This window comes from Chitinivibrionales bacterium (assembly GCA_035516255.1).
Classification (GTDB): domain Bacteria; phylum Fibrobacterota; class Chitinivibrionia; order Chitinivibrionales; family FEN-1185; genus FEN-1185.
In genome coordinates this window covers 307,850-320,901 of sequence record DATJAL010000052.1, presented here as the reverse complement: position 1 = coordinate 320,901, position 13,052 = coordinate 307,850, and the positions used below count along the sequence as shown (strand labels likewise).

General features: G+C 54.0%; 7 protein-coding genes. 2 read left to right on the top strand and 5 right to left on the bottom strand.

Annotated features, from left to right (window positions below):
* Window positions 1-32 precede the first annotated feature (32 nt).
* Window positions 33-4,520, top strand: a complete 4,488-nt coding sequence (locus VLX68_16650) for a hypothetical protein (GenBank protein HUI93875.1) — start codon at window positions 33-35, stop codon at window positions 4,518-4,520.
* A gap of 80 nt (window positions 4,521-4,600) precedes the next feature.
* On the opposite strand, the gene VLX68_16645 is transcribed toward VLX68_16650, so the two are convergent.
* The 5 genes from VLX68_16645 to VLX68_16625 form a co-directional block, all read right to left on the bottom strand.
* A complete protein-coding gene (locus tag VLX68_16645) occupies window positions 4,601-5,686 on the bottom strand; it encodes a family 16 glycosylhydrolase (protein ID HUI93874.1) in 1,086 nt (361 codons plus the stop codon).
* Window positions 5,687-6,147: 461 nt separating this feature from the next.
* Window positions 6,148-7,248 (bottom strand): glycoside hydrolase family 16 protein, encoded by a 1,101-nt coding sequence (locus tag VLX68_16640; GenBank protein ID HUI93873.1) that lies wholly within the window; start codon window positions 7,246-7,248, stop codon window positions 6,148-6,150.
* 313 nt (window positions 7,249-7,561) lie between these two features.
* The gene (locus VLX68_16635; protein HUI93872.1) at window positions 7,562-8,614 is read right to left on the bottom strand and encodes a family 16 glycosylhydrolase; all 1,053 of its coding nucleotides are present in this window, start codon (window positions 8,612-8,614) and stop codon (window positions 7,562-7,564) included.
* Between the two features lie 330 nt (window positions 8,615-8,944).
* Window positions 8,945-10,393, bottom strand: a complete 1,449-nt coding sequence (locus VLX68_16630) for a hypothetical protein (protein ID HUI93871.1) — start codon at window positions 10,391-10,393, stop codon at window positions 8,945-8,947.
* Window positions 10,390-11,271 (bottom strand): TIGR02147 family protein, encoded by an 882-nt coding sequence (locus VLX68_16625; GenBank protein HUI93870.1) that lies wholly within the window; start codon window positions 11,269-11,271, stop codon window positions 10,390-10,392. The genes VLX68_16630 and VLX68_16625 overlap by 4 nt, the downstream gene beginning before the upstream one ends.
* Before the next feature lie 528 nt (window positions 11,272-11,799).
* Here VLX68_16625 and VLX68_16620 point away from each other — a divergent pair.
* The gene (locus VLX68_16620) at window positions 11,800-13,026 is read left to right on the top strand and encodes a hypothetical protein (protein HUI93869.1); all 1,227 of its coding nucleotides are present in this window, start codon (window positions 11,800-11,802) and stop codon (window positions 13,024-13,026) included.
* The last annotated feature ends 26 nt before the right edge of the window (window positions 13,027-13,052 follow it).

Sequence of the window (13,052 nt, the reverse complement as noted above, 5' to 3'; positions counted from 1 at the left end):
CATTGAAGACATGAGATCAATAGAATTTGATAATGCAGACAAATAGAAAATCCGCCCTCCTGCTTTTGCCCTTGCGCAGAGCGCTGCTTACCGCAGCGATTGTCACCGTTTTTGCCGCTCCAGCGTCATTTTCCGGCACTATCTTCTGGATAAGCCCGGAGCAGGGCGATACGGTATGGAGCAACGGCACCAATTGGAGCGCCGGCAGACCGCCCGCCGTCGGCGATACGGTGATATTCGGCAATAAAAGCTCGATCCTTGCGTCATGCGGCCTTGACCTAGACGCGTCGGTGGCGAAAATCATCTTCCGCAGGGAATATGCGGCGCAGTTTGATTTCAACGGCCACACCCTTGCCATAACCGGAGACACCGCGGACTTCCGCACCGGTGGATCCGTTTCATCCGGAAACGGAAGAGGCGGCCTTTCCTTTGAAGGTGCCGGCCAGCAAAAATTCTTTGGCGGCGGCGCCGGCGTCTTTTTCCCCGGCGTAACGGTGCGGTGCGGACCGAAAGGTTCGGTGTGCTGTTTTGTCAACGGGATGACCGCCGACACGCTGCGGATCGTTTCAGGAGCGCTGCTGTGCGGCGACAGCCTTGTGCACCGCATTGGAAATGTGCAGGCCGCGGGCGGCGGCCTCGACCTTGGCTCTTCGAGCCTTGTGCTTACCGGCGCGGGCGCCGACCTGTCGGGAGTCCGCTGGCTTTCCTGCGAAAAGGGCGCGTTGGTACTTGCCGGCAGCCGCGTGCAGCAGGTTGTTTTCTCTCCAGACTCCCAGACCATCCACCTGCTTGCTCTCGCGGGAACGGGCGGCGCCGCTTTGTCGAAAGCCTCGGGCCAGGGCATTTTCATCGACTCGCTGGAAATAAAATCCGGCATGCTGGCCATGGTCGACTCGGCCAGCATCACGGTAAACGTGCTCCTCTCGTCCCATGGCGGATTGAACATTCCCCTCTCCCATCGCCTTACCGTTTGCGCCTTTGCGGATTTCAGCGCTCTCGATTCTCTTCAGGTAAAGGGTGCCCTGATCTGCGAGGCTCAAAAATCCTTTGTCACGATTATCCCCAAAAGCAATACCTCCATCCCTTCCCTTGTCGTTGCCAAGGGCAAAATGCAGGCGGCAGTCTCCGGGATTGTCGCCGACACGGTGACCGTTTCCCCGGCGTGTACGCTCTCCCTTGGAAAGGCGCTCATCCACAATGTGAATGACCTGGAGACGGCAAGCGACGCGGTGATCAATTTTGAATCATCGACGCTCAGGTTTAACGGAGACACGCTCGATTTGTCAAGTGCCGGTACGCTCGTTCCCGGCTCCGGCGCCATTGAATTTGCCGGAATAACGCCGCAGGCGTTGATCCCGAAATCGGGACAGGTTCACCCCGCCATCGTCCAGAGCGGCGCCGGAGGGACCACGCTGCTGTCGCGCAACCTCGCCGCGGGGAACCTCCTCGTCTACGGGGGGAAATTCGACCTTAACGGCTTTTTCGCGTCTGTCGACTCTGTCAAGGGGTCCTCGCTTGCGGGAAACGACACGCTTGAGTTCGGGACCTCGTCCGCGTCGCTCCTCCGCGCACGGGGGTGCGTCTATCTCGACAATCTCTCGGTGCATGGCGGCATAAGGCTCGAGATGGCGGGCGCGGGCGGCCAGGAGCTCCGGCTCGACGGAAACAGCCATATTGTAAAGCTCGTCGTGATGGGTTCGGGGAGCTGCCAGATCAACGCGCAAAAGGACGCGCGGGTGGGCGTGGACACTCTCGCCATCCGCTCCGGACTTCTTGATTTAGGGGAAAACCCCGCGGCGCCGTTCTCCATGGTCTCCGGCGCACTCTCCGCCAGCGGCGGCGGCATCAGTTTCGGCGGCTCCGCGCTCGTGTTCACCGGCGACACCGCCGACCTGTCGCGGCTTTCGACGCAACCGCCCCGCCAGGACGACGGCGGCATCGAGTTCGGCGGAAAAGCGGCGCAGGTTTATGTTCCCAAGACCGACGCCGTGTTTCCGTCAATCATCCAGAGCGGGAACGCGGGAACCAGCGTCATCGCCAACGGATTTTCGTGCAACAGGCTCGCGGTGAAAAGCGGGGTATTGCGCCTCGGAACCGCCCTTTCGCACACCGTCGCCTCGCACCTGGCGATCACCGGCGGCGGACTCGATTTCGGCACCTCGACGCTTGCCGTCGGCGCTGACTCGGTCGACCTTTCCGGATGCGACACGCTCGTTCCCGGAAACGGCACCCTGTCGTTCACCGGCTCCGGCGGGACCCAGATTTTTGTCCCGAAGAAAAATGCCCTGCACCCCAACCTAATCAAGTCCGGCAACGGCACCGTGACGCTTTCCGGGCCGTGCACGGCGAAAAAGCTTTGGATTTCCGGCGGCACCTTTGACTTCGGCGCGAGTAAATGCGCGCTTTCCGGATTTTCCGCCATCGGGGGCACGCTCGCAACGGGAAGCGACAGTCTCATCATCACCGGAAACGCGCTGTTCACCGGACTGAGCGGACTTTTTTGCGGAACAGGGCCGGTGGTGGTGAGAGCCGGCTCGACTTCCCCCGTTTCAATATTCTCCTGCACCGGCCAGACCATCGGCCGGCTTGTTCTGTCCGCGCTGCCCTCAGGCGGAGGCGCACGCATCATCGCGGCGGCAGGCACCCACCTTGTCAGGTACTGCACCTTCGAATGGGGCAAAGGCGGCGACAGTGCCGTGTTCGATTTCCGCCAGAACGGCGCCGGCCTTGCCGTCGCGGATTCCGCCGACGCCAGGGCGCTCGGTTCAGGGCCCGACAAGGGGGGCATCTACATGGGAAACGGCGCATGGACGTTCCAGGGAAATTTCGGACTTTCAAACTACGCGCGCGACAACGCAAAAATCGTTTTCTCGCGCGACAGCGGCACGCAGACCCTCACGGCGCCGCTGCCACTTGCCGACCTGGTTCATTCCGGCAAGGGCACGCTGTCGCTCGCCTCGGCGGTCAGGTGCAGGAACTTCACGCAGTCGGCCGGCGCTCTTGACTTCAGGGGGAACTCCGTCCTGCCCGAGAACGATTTCCTTCTTGTCAATGGAACCGACTCCACCATCGCCGCTTCGGCCGGCTTCAGGATAGAGGCGGGCAGAACCATTTCGGTGAGCGGCAGCCTCAGGCGCTATTGCACCTTTACGAATGCGCCGGCATGCACGGTCAACGCGGGGGGCGCGCTCATAGCCCGGTATGCGGTGCTCAAAAACTGCTTGGCGGGCCGCCAGAAAGGCGCGGCGTTCAATTCGGCCGACAGCCTGGGCAATGCCGGATGGTCGTTCACCAACAAGCCCTCGCCGCTTTCCGGCTTCGCGGCCAAACGCGGCAACGGCTTAATAACGCTGGCGTGGAACCGCAGCCCGGAGCCAGATGTCATGCGCTATCTCATCTACTCCGCCTCAGGGACCGGCGCGGCGGCCAAGTTCGATTCCACGCGCTCGGCAATTGACACCACGGCAACCATCAGCGGACTCACCAACGGGAAAACCTACAGTTTTTGCGTCTCGGTGCTCGACAGCGCCGGTTACGAAAGCGATTGTTCCGGCCCGGTCTCGGGGGTGCCCGACTCGGGCCTGCTCGACATCAGCGCGAGCCGATTATCGTTCGGAAAGGTCCCGCTCGGTGCTTCGCGCGACAGCATCGTCACGCTGTACAACGGGTGCAGCGACACCCTGGCGGTCTCCTTGGTGGTTCTCAGTTCAGCCGCGTTTACCCGGCATTTACAAGCAATAAGGATTCCCCCGCGGAATTCCCTCCAGGACACGCTGCGGTTCACCCCTAAAACAGGAGCCCCCGATTCGGGCCTGGTAGTTTACCTGAGCAACGCGGCGTCAAGCCCGGACACGATAAGGGTGTTTGGCGAGGGGCTATCGCCGCGTTTGACAAAAAGCCTCGATACCGTGGTGTTCGAACTTGCCGATCCAACTAAACCGGCGTTCCGCACGGTCCTGCTTAAGAACGCGGGCAACGACACGCTGCGCGTATCACAGGTGACGCGCCTCGGTACCGGCGACTTCATTTGGGACAGCATGTTCACCCTTTCGGCGATCAGCGACCTTGCTCCCGGCGATTCCTGCCTTGATACGGTCAGGTTTTTTCCGAAAAAGGCCGGCGTCTATTCGGCATTATTTCTTGTAAAGAGCAACTGCGTCACACCGCTTGACACCCTCGCCGTGCTTGGAAAGATCGGGCCCCCGCCCGCTTCGCAGGCTGCCGCTTCTCCGGCCATCCCAAAGGATTTTTCTCTGGCTGACGCAGTGGTGATGGGAAAGTCCGTGATTTTCAAATACGGGCTGCCTTCAGCCTCCCACGTCACGCTTGACATTTACAACGCCATCGGCAGGTTCATCGATCGGCCCCTCGAACTCACCGAGGCCGCCCGCGAATACCAGTTCACCTGGGACGCCTCCCAATTTTCCCGCGGCATTTACTTCTGCAGGTTCAAGGCGAACGACGCGGACGATGGCGAGACGAAGTTTATAAAGACCATCAGGCTGGTGTTTTCGAAGTAGGCCACGCAATCAAATGATCGACGAATAAAAAACCTCCGGCAGAAAGCGCCGGAGGTTTTTACCGAACAATCCTAATTTTCTTATCTTTCGGCGACAAGTCTCTGCGCAACAGTCCTGCCGTTGTCAATCAACCGCGCCACATAGGCGCCGTTCGAAAGCACGGCGGGCATCATCTTCATCACGTTGTCCCCGGCCTTCATCTGGCGCACCCTGCTGGTGAAATCCCCCACCAGTCTTCCGCTCAGGTCGAAAACCTTGAGCTGCGCCGTTGCGGGATTGACAAGGGTGAAAGAATGCTGCGCCGCCTGTTTCTTGACGTCCTTGGCTACGCCGGCACTCTTCTGGTACACCCTGATGTAGTCGATGTACATGGTGGCGGGAAACGTGGCGGCGTCGATGCTGTTGCCCTGGTAGTTTCCGCCGACCGCCATGTTGGCGAGCATGAACATGTCGCCGTGGAAGCACGTGAGGTAACTTGCCGTGATCGGGTACTGCCAGAATTGCACGCCGTCAAAGAAATAGGTGAAATTCTGCTCGTCCCATTGCACGGCATAAATGTGATAATCGTCGCACAAGCACGACGGATTGCAATGCGACTGGGAATTGTACACCGGTCCGCCGGTGCCGTTCGCCGCGTAATGGCAGGTGGCGATGAAATAATTATCGCCCATGCACCCTTCATATTGCTGCGTGCCCGTCCTCTGCTCGTAGAGCTCCACCTCGCCGCACTGCGGCCAGGGCGTTGAGGTTCCGGGAACATTTGGATTCTGGAAGTCCTCGCCCAGCATCCAGACCGCGTTCCACAGCCCCAATCCCTTCGCGGCCTTCATTTTGCATTCGACATACCCGTAGGTGAAAAACTTTTTCCCCTGCGACGTGAAACGGGCCGAGGTATAGCTGGCGCCGCCCATCGGTTCCGCTTTGGCGATCATGGCCACGGTGCTGCCGTCAAACTGCAGGTTCGCGCCGTCGGTATAATATTCAAGTTCCTGGTTTCCCCATCCGTTGACACCGGTACCGACGTCGTTGGTCCAGAGTGAGGTGTCAAGCGAGGTACCATTGAATTCGTCGGACCATAATAGATCGTAACCGGCGGGCGGGGCCGCGAAAACCGATGCGGCAAAAATTAAAAGGACGGAAAAAATCAATGCGATCGTCTTTTTCATTGTTGCCCCTTTACATAGATGGTGTAGGTTGTCATTGCATTTTTAATCTGCATTTTTCTTCATTTGCCAACTTCATTGACCTCTGCCTGAATTTTCTTTATCCACCTCCCTTTTTTCTTAAAATTCATATATGACATCCCCCAATTTTTGCAATGAAGCAAGATCTTCCAATGATTTTCTTTCAAATTGGCCTGTTTAATATAACAAAATTTTGTTCTTTTGACACTATATTTATTTTTACCGGAAGAAATATTGCTAATGTTATTCAATTCATCGAGTGACCATTTTCCCCTGTGCCGAGAAACCGGGACAACAAATCATTCAAAGCAATCATAGTGGTTTTTTCCGGATATTAATCAAACGCCGCACTGTCCTCCTGTAAAGGGGATTTTCCTCTTAAAAAAAATACCCCCTGACTTTTTCTGGTCAGAGGGTATGCGGACTTGAAAAATATTTGCCGCTTACCGGGCGGCCACGAGCAGATGTGAAGCCGTTTTGCCGTTGTCAAGCAACCGCACAACATACGTGCCGTTGAACAGCGCGAGCGGTATCGCCTTCATGGCATTTTCGCCTGGCGCCATCATCCTCACCCTGTCGGTATAATCGGCGACCATCCTGCCTTGGACGTTAAAAATTCTGAGCTTGGCCGATGCCGGGTTCACAAGGGTAAAGGTACGCGCCACCTCCTGCCGTTTTTCGTATGCAATATTCTTTACCGACTTCTGGTACACCCTGACATAATCAAGGTCCATATGCAACGGGAAGGTCGATGTGTTGATGTTCTGCCCCTGATAGTTGCCGCCTATCGCGGAGTTGATGATCCAGTAAAACGGCGCATGGAACGCCGTATAATTTATCGATTGAAGTATACTTGGAGTGCTTCCCTCCGGCCAGTACACCTGGTCGTCAAAGTAGTATTCCACATACGTTGAATCCCACAGAATGCCATATTTATGAAAATCATTGCACAGGCATTGCGTGTAGTTGTATTGCTTGCTGTTATAAACCGGCCCGCCGCCGCCGTTCCCGTAATGGCACGTCCCGATAAAGCAATCATCGCCCGGAGATCCGCCATACGTTTGCGGGCCCGTTCTCTGTTCATACAATTCCATTTCGCCGCAGGTCGGCCATGCAACGCCGTGGTTGATGCTGTTGCCTAAAAGCCATACGGCGGACCACAAGCAAGGGCCGTTTGCATTTGCGCCGGTCCCGGAGCCCACAGGGCCCTTGATGGCGGCTTCAAAGTAACCGTAGGTAAAAATCTTCTTGTCATGGGTATCAATGCGGCCCGAAGCGTATTGAACCCCATACGTGTTTAACTTGGACCAAATTTTCAAAGTGCCGTTGCTCACTTCAACGCAGCCGCGTGTATAATGTTCCTGTTCAGCGTTAGGCTCCGGGTACGTCGTGTCGTAACTCCAGGCGTTTACCGTATCCAGCGCGGTGCCGTTGAATTCATCGGACCACGCAAGTCCCCAGCCCGCGACCTTGGCGGGCAGGGCATAAATGCTGGCGGCGCCAACAAAAAGAACCGACATAGCCAACATTAAATTTTTTTTCATCCTATCCCCCTTTAAAAAAATGGGTTAATTTTGTAAAAACAATCTAACCTTACCTGGTTCATATTCTTAGATTCCTTTATCAGTGATTTCTCCTTTCTCCCCACGATAACTTAATATAACAAAATATACGATTATTTTCACGATGCTTTAATAAAAAATCACTCCAGCCAATTGATTTTTATAAAGAGGCGCGCCGCATGTGTGCCCGGTCTGCTTTGTGAGGGGGGGCAGTTAAACCGGACAATCACATACGGCGGCCTTTTTACACTACATCATTTTTCTTCGCTGTTTCTCTTATCCGTAACAGACTTGCTCACGAACACCGCACCACCAAACGCTCGGTAAACACACCGAAACCACCGTGTATGGTTATCAAATAGACACCCGGCGCTAAAGAGCCGGTTTCCATTTTAAATGACTTCCCTAAACCGTTTCGTGAAATCACTTCTTTACCCTGGACCGATACCACGCGGCAGGCGTAGCGCTGGAACGAGGGAAGCGAAACAGTAAAACAAGTTTTTTCTTCCGCGAGCTTTACTCCCAGGGAAGGCGCTTTTGCAGGACCCGCACCTGTTCCCACATTCGGGTCCCATTGATACACGCGCACGTAGTCAACGATGAGGCTTTCGGGAAAAATGGTCGTCGCGTCGGTGTTGCCGTCGAACCCGCCGCCGACGGCAAGATTGACAAGAAAGAAATAATTCTTGTTGATGGGCGCAGTAGGAATCTGCGACTTCGTCATGGTGAGGAAATTCACGGTATCGGCGTACCACCGGATGGAATCCTGGCTCCATTCGATGGCGAACGTATGGAACGCGTCGTGGAAATTCGGCACATCCGCGGGCAGGGTGTAGTTGCCCGCCGGCCCGCCGGCGGAGCAGTGGAACGCACCCGACGTCCAGCTCGGCAGCCTGCCTTTACCTTCCATTATGTCAATCTCGCCGGCGCCCGGCCATCCCGCCCCCTTGTTGATATCCCACCCCTCCATCCAGAACGCGGGCCACATTCCTTTGGATAGGGGGAGCCGCGCCCGCGCCTCCATACGGCCGTACTCAAAATTCTGCAAGTTTTCTCCCTCGATGCGTCCCGAGGTGATGTCGCTGCCGCTTTTTCTCGCCTCGATGATGAGGCAGCCGTTCTTCACGAAAATATTCGCGTTTGCCTGGTCGTGGCCGGCCGTATATGCCTCCTGCTCGCCGTTGACCCAGCCCGGACTGGCAACGCGGACCCACCAGTTATTCGGGTCCAAAAATCCTGTGCTGTCGAATTCGTCGGACCAGAACAGCTTCCATCCGCCTGCTCCCGCGGCCTGGGCCGTCATGCATGCGGCAAACAGTACGGAAAGCAAAAAGGATTTTATGGTCATCGGGGGTCTCTTTCTTCGTATTACGGGAAAATGAACCTGAGCGTCCCGGTCTTCCGGTTATTCTCTATTATCAAAAGGTACTCTCCTTTGCCGAGCCGCAGTTTGACGACGCCAGCGGTGTTCTTAAATCGGTTAAGTATGATATGCTTCTGATCTCCTCTTTATCAAGGATGAGCGAATATTGAAAAATGCCGCCCCAAGTAGCGGGGAAAAGGCAAATGGCATAATAAAAAGCGCGCAGCGCAACTACCTAACCTTATGGAACGTAGTGACAACGCGCGGGCTGTGCCATTCAAGAAAAAATACTCAAATGAGCGCATGCTTCCTGCCTCATTTGAAATCCTCGTCGGAAACACCGTGGATGACGATGTCGTCCAGGCCCATCACCACCGTATCGCCAGCGTTCATCCATGCCGCGAATTCTATTCTGTCAATACTGTCCCGCACCGCAGGCCAGGTCAAACCGTCGGCCGCCTGCTTCGATCCCGCCGGGGCCTTTATGTCGCTTGGCAAAATCGAAATTCTCTGCCAATCCGGCGGGCAAGTCAACACGACGCTCATCTGGCCCCACCAGTCGCCCGGCGCATAGTTTGCGAGCGCTTTATGGGAACGGAACACCACCCGTATCCTGTTCTTGCCCTTGCAGAAGAATGAAAATTCCGTCATAGGGGTAAGGTCGAGATAGCCGCTTCCGCGCGGAGAGACCGAGCAGGTGATGTAGGAATAAGGCGCAAGCGTCGGAGGAGTGGTGCCCATCAGAAACGTGATGTTCAAACTCTTTCCGCTGTAACTGTTGACGTCGGTGATCGCCCTTGGAAAATGCCACGCCGTGCTGTCGGGAAGCAGTTTCGTGGTGCCGCCGTCCTTGGCGTCCGTCACCACCTGCCATCCGCTGTGGCCCGTTATCGGGTTGATACACGTGAGGCTGTCTCCGTCATCGAAATTGTCGAGGATCACAAAGGGATTTCCCACGGCATCAACTTCGACAAGGGATCCATTCACCACTTTGTAATATTGTACTGAAGAGAAATCCTTCCCAGCATACCATGAAGGCGTATTAAGCGTGTCGTAGTCCTTGAAAAGGACCGCATAGGTCCGGGGCAGGGTGGTTTGGTAGAAGCTATACGTTGCACTTGCCTGAGACCCATCCTGCGCGAACACAGCGTCGCGGACAAACAGCGTATCGCCCGTCGCCTTATCGACGCTCACCGGCAGGTAATTGACAATTGCGCCATACCGGAAGCTGATGTCGTTCTGTCCCAGCGGGACGTTTGACAAAACGTAAAACCCGTTTGAATCGATGCCGGCGGGCGCCAGCATGCCGGGTATAAAAGCCGAAACCGTCCGGTAATCTACTCCCGCGGCCAAAAGGAGGCGCCCCTTATAGACGATCGGCCGGTTGAGGTTCAGCGTAATCGTGGAATCCATATTGGATCGGACCTTTGAGTTCATCGCCACGACACCAAGGGCTTTTATTTGACACCCCGCGACAAAACTCCCCGCAGGAAGGCTGTCGAACCCGCAAAAGCCGTTGATATCCGTTGAAGTGGTCCATTCCCCGATGACGGAATCGTTGTGGCCGGTTATCGAGATCCTTTTGAGAACCACCTCCAAACCGGAACAGCCGCCGCCCGTGCTGTCGGTCACAAAACATTCCACCCTGCCGTTGCCCGCCGAAGACCCAGTGCCCGCAATGCGCTGCGACGAACAATGCATGAGAATGCAGAGGCCCACCTCGGTGAGAATTGCAGCGGAAAAAAGGAATATTCGTTTCATCATACCACCTTGGGATTTTCTGGGTTTACATCCGCAGGAGGCTGCTTTTTTCCCTTTGCGACAAGCGGGAACAGCTGGAAATTGAGCTGGCAAACGGTCTGCGAATCGGTCTTGTCCTCAACCACCACATTCAGAATTTCTTCCTTAAAGCTTTTTATCCGCTGTTTGATGTTTTCAAAACTCGCATTGGAAACGCCGAGGGTGAGCGAGCTGATTTCCCTTTCCTGCGGATCGAACCGCTCAAGCGCCTCCTGCCCGATCTGGATCATGGAATGGTGGAAATTCCTCAGCAGCATTGAATTCATTTCAGTCCGCGAAGAAACCACCGTATCGGAAAGCTCCAGCCTTCCGTTTGCGTTCCTGTTCACGAGCTTCAGATGTAAAAGTACCTCAAGGGCCTTTTTGGCCTGGCCCGCGGTGATGGGCGGCGTAATTGCCTTGGCGATCCATTCGGGGTCCTCGCGGAACTCGGGCAGCGAGATCAGTTCGCGAATCGCGCTGTAATACCAATTGGAAAAAAATTCATATTGTTTTTCGTCGAGAAAGGTCAGTGGAATGTGCCGCCTGAGCTGCATCATCCGGCCGAAGGCCTCGTTTTTCTTCTGGTTGTTTTTTGCATTCACGAACTCGACGAGGGCCTTAAAATAACTCTGCTCCCGCGGAGACATCTGCATGGCGGCGGCGTATTTTTCCATGACCTTAAGCGTGAGCTGCCGCCGGCCCGATACAACGTCCTTGAACAAGCTGGGAGCAACGCCGGATTGAATGGCAAAAGACCGGTATGAAAAACGGCGGTTATTCTTCTTTTGAAAAGAATAATAATCCTTTAAAAAGAAACGGTAATCGGTGTATTCAAATATTTTTATGTTTTTTGAACTCATACCAAAATAAATATAATCATAAAACCATTAAAAAGAAATATCTTTTTTATAAATTCATCTATTTTCTGCGAACATATTTAGTTGTAACAAGTTGATTTTAAAAGACGTTTTATTTTAAACTATATATTAATATTTTTTTTTGCGAACATATCTCTAGATTATTCTTTGGAAATTAATCAACTTTTATTAAAAAATAAAGTCGGATTACAATCTTACCGGATTCGGCTGACAATTCCTGGTTTCCACAAATTATACCGCAGCAAATAATTACTTAATAATCAATGAGATATCCTGCGCGGAAAAACGCGGTTTTATCTTACTAGGGGTAAGAAAAAATACATGGTCACTTTTACAAATATTTAATAAATTATTCAAGGGCAGAAGAAGTCCTTGAATGTTTTTCCTGTAATTATTAATATATAACTATTGCCTGAACAAATATTTAGTGGTATTATTGAAACAAAAAACATGGACGCTCTTTTTAAGGCAAGAATTATTCTCCGGCTTATTACCTATTAAGGAATGAGAATGAAAGACGTGGCAAAGAAGCTCCTTGCAATACTGGCTTCGGCTAGCATCGCCGTCTGCATCGTGGCTTTTGGACACAGCCGTCTTCATTCGCACATATCAAGCACCATGATGCCCTGGTCCGCCGTGGGCGGATGCGGATCAAGCGCGGGAAGCGCGACAGGCGATGTCATCGTGAAATGGATCGGCAACGGCGTTTCCGGAACGTTGTTCGATGCCGAGCTCATCATGAGCGAAGGGACGCTTTCGGACAGTTCACTCATAAGCGGCTCCGCATACGACGGGAGGCTCCGCCTTAAAACCACTACCGCATTGCTTAGCGTGTTTTATCACCCGCCGAGGATAATGGACATCAAATTGAGCATGCCCTTTTTGCTCAAAGAAGGAAACAGCACAAATACCGGAGGGTTTGGAGACCTTCTACTGGATGTTAGCCGCAAATTAGGCACATCGGGAAATATCCAAACCGGCCTCTCTCTTGTCATCCCGACAGGGTATGCCACCATCATGAATACAAGCAAAGACCCGCTTGCATCCGAGAATCAATTAGGCGGAGGGTTGTTTGGCGCGTGTCTTCGCGGCAGTTATACTTTTGACCTTGACAGAGGGATAATCAATCTCGGAGCCACCTACTCGGCAGGGCTTTTCGCGTTAAAAACCACCGAATATAATTATGATACTGCCGTGGATTACAACAACAGGGAAATAAGAGATCTTACGTTATCCCCAAAGACACAGAACCTCGAATTCACTCGCGAAAGCTGGGGCGCGCGAAACGACGCCGGTGTTTATAGCCCCGACTTTCTCGGCATATTCGCGGATTTCGGTATCAGAACAGAGGGCTATACCCACGGCTTTTGCGTTACTTACTCGTATCCGATGGCCCAGGGAAATGTGCAAATATGGGACGTGCTTACCACCTATACAAGCTTGCCCACAAGAGCGGATGCGCAGCGATATCTTGACACATGCAGAACCGGAGACGTGCCCCATGGTGATACCTCACATGTTTTGCTCAGTCAAAGGGGCGACGGCACATGGGATTACCTGATCAAAGCTCCTACGCCGCGATCGACGCCCCCGACGCTCACCTTACAGTACAGTCTAGAAAAGACCGATATGCTGTTCCCGATACTCGTGGGCGGCATTGTCAAACTAGAATATCTAAACAGGCTTAATTTCGCGGGAATTTCTCTTGGAGTGGGATTCAAATTCCCTGTCTATTAACGGTAATGCGGCACGGCGAGCCGGGG